The organism is Streptococcus sp. 2154, from assembly GCF_013277255.1.
Classification (GTDB): domain Bacteria; phylum Bacillota; class Bacilli; order Lactobacillales; family Streptococcaceae; genus Streptococcus; species Streptococcus pseudopneumoniae.
Map to the genome: position 1 here is coordinate 1 of NZ_VMMK01000089.1, position 2,320 is coordinate 2,320.

6 protein-coding genes are annotated in these 2,320 nt (G+C 44.1%); all 6 read right to left on the reverse strand.

Annotated elements, in window-relative coordinates:
- A partial coding sequence (locus HT693_RS11770) for a hypothetical protein (protein ID WP_205402501.1) occupies positions 1–208 on the reverse strand: 208 nt, incomplete at its 3' end.
- An 8-nt stretch (positions 209–216) separates the two neighbouring features.
- Positions 217–999, reverse strand: a complete 783-nt coding sequence (locus HT693_RS11415; protein WP_000067166.1) for a hypothetical protein — start codon at positions 997–999, stop codon at positions 217–219.
- Positions 1,000–1,004: 5 nt separating this feature from the next.
- Positions 1,005–1,325 (reverse strand): hypothetical protein, encoded by a 321-nt coding sequence (locus tag HT693_RS11420; protein ID WP_000381730.1) that lies wholly within the window; start codon positions 1,323–1,325, stop codon positions 1,005–1,007.
- A gap of 6 nt (positions 1,326–1,331) precedes the next feature.
- Positions 1,332–1,808: a hypothetical protein gene (locus HT693_RS11425; RefSeq protein WP_023937788.1), complete on the reverse strand. Its 477-nt coding sequence runs from the start codon at positions 1,806–1,808 to the stop codon at positions 1,332–1,334.
- Between the two features lie 15 nt (positions 1,809–1,823).
- Positions 1,824–2,102 carry a hypothetical protein gene (locus HT693_RS11430; protein WP_000134981.1) on the reverse strand — a complete coding sequence of 93 codons (279 nt, stop codon included), beginning with the start codon at positions 2,100–2,102 and terminating at the stop codon, positions 1,824–1,826.
- A gap of 10 nt (positions 2,103–2,112) precedes the next feature.
- On the reverse strand, positions 2,113–2,320 hold a 208-nt coding region (locus HT693_RS11435; RefSeq protein WP_205403229.1), incomplete at its 5' end, for a hypothetical protein.

A 2,320-nucleotide genomic window follows, 5' to 3' on the forward strand; every position in this document is an offset into this window, starting at 1 on the left:
TGCTATTATTGAGTTGTACATATCGTATAGCAGCAACCTTAATATCATTACCTTTAATATCAATATTGTACCCACCCCAGTACTGCCACATTCTTGTGTTTAACACTTCCAATAATAATGACGGTCCACTCGACCACACCAACCTATCGCCAATATAGCGCTTGACAATCTCTCTACTTCCTAACATGATTCTTACTCTATCTCTCATAGCTTCACCTACTTAAAAATATCGTAAATCGTGTGAGGGTCTTTGGTAGTAATAGCATCGTACTGCTCTTGCGTACCGGCCCAATAGTTGAGTGCCTGCGAACCGTTCTGATTGACAATGTTCTGACCTGGAACTCCACTTCGCCCTTGTTCACCATCGTTGACATTATCCAAATGGGTAAAAGCAGAGGCTCTCAATCCTCTGTAATTCACTTCAATGCGAACTTCAAACCAACCACCAGAACGCTGAGAAGCACTCCATGTGCCAAATTTTCCTGCTGAATCAGGGGTCTGATTTCTCAAAGAACGCCAGTTTGTATAGCCAAAACCACGGTAGTAATAATCAAGAGTATAGCCGCTCGTGACTGCTTCGCCATCGTAGAATACATCCGCAAACAAATTCAATCGGCTAGTAGAGCCATTCTTATAAGAACCCTCAATACGAACGCTGGCATTCAAACTATGCCCATTATCCCCTTTTAAGCTATCCCGTTGAGTCGGTGTCAGCGTATCGAATGATGGACGATTTTCTAAGGCGGAAATCCTAGCCTTGATGGGGATATCATTGTACAACTCCCATTTTTGGGCATAAGTAGACAAGTCTTGGTGGGAGGTCAAGTAGCCTTTCTCTTCCAGCTCCGCTTTTGTAACGAGGGTTTCTGGATGGACTTTCGGTCTACTCTCAAGGGTGTCCAGTCTTTTCTTAACCTCCCTATCCTTTAGCTCTGAGTCTTCTTTGATAGCCTTGACATCCTCACCGATTGCTCTTGCTAGATTTTCAAGGTTACTCATAGCACTCACGCTTTCGCTGCGTTATAGGTTGCGACCAAGTCAAGGTTGGCAATCTGGTCTACACGTCCGCTGACTTCAGTTACTTTGCCAAGAAGTGCGCTATTTTCATCTTGTCCCATACTTGTGATTTTTTCCGCGATTTCTTTCAGTGTGTCCAAATTCTCAGGGGTACCTTCACCCAAGATTTCAGCCTTAACTTCAGATTTAGCTTGGGCGATTGCTTGGTTCATGTCAGACGTGCTGACTTTCGTTTTCAGCTCTTCGTTTACCTTTTTGTTATCTTCCCCCACTGCCTGCGCAAATGCTGTTAATTTTGTAGTATCCATTTTGTGTTACACCTTTCCTAAATTGTAATAAAAGAGCAGGTCTGGCAATTCCTGACCTACTGGGCTCTCGCCTACAGTTCTACCTGCAAGCTGTTTCTCAACTTCTTTTGCAATATCCAGCTCTTTTAAAGCATGGACTTCCTCTGTGACCAATTCTTTATCTGAGGCGACTATCTTGATATGGACAGATTTATCACTGGGGAAAACATAGCCTCCAGCCGTGATTTCCAAGCGATAACTCCCAATGGGCAAGATAGCGTCCAGATGAAAACTCACACCTTGACCGGTAACGGTTACCTGCTTCTTCCACTGGTAGCCCTCCTTGGTCAGACTGATCAGCGCCTCCTCCCCTTCCAGAGAGGAAATCACTTGGTAGTCTTCGTCTAAGAGGGCAAAACCAAAGGTGGAAGCCAAGTCCCCTTGCTTAATCAGGTGCCCACCGTCAATTTGCCGCAAATTGGTCATATTGAGATTACAGACCATTCTGCACCTCTTTCTTTACTGTTTACTTTGTATCAAGGTTTTCAGTTCTCTCACATCTTCACCTAGCGATTTGACCTGTTCAGCCAGCACCAGAATAGCCTTATTTTGTTCGTCATGGTTATCCAATCTTTTGTTAGCCGACATTCGAAATTCGCGTAAGTTCTCAATGTCTTTTTCTATGGCTGTCATGCGATTTTCCTGCTTGGTTGCCCTGTCCTTCATGGAAAAGTACAAGACAACCACAGGAATCAGAGAAAAGAGAAACCGAATCAATAAGTGCTCAATCTCTGTCATAAACACCTCGCTAGTTTGCCAGATGGCTCAAACCACGTCGCTTCAATTCCTTGCGCACACGGTCTTTCCAGCGTTTATGTACCCATGAAAAGTCAACTGCTCCACGTTCCAGTAGGTTGATGTACATGTCGATTTTTGCTTGATCTAGTGTAATCTTACTCATTGCTGCTACCTCCATTGTCTTCACTAGGGCTCTCTTGGTTTGTCGTTTCAGAAAT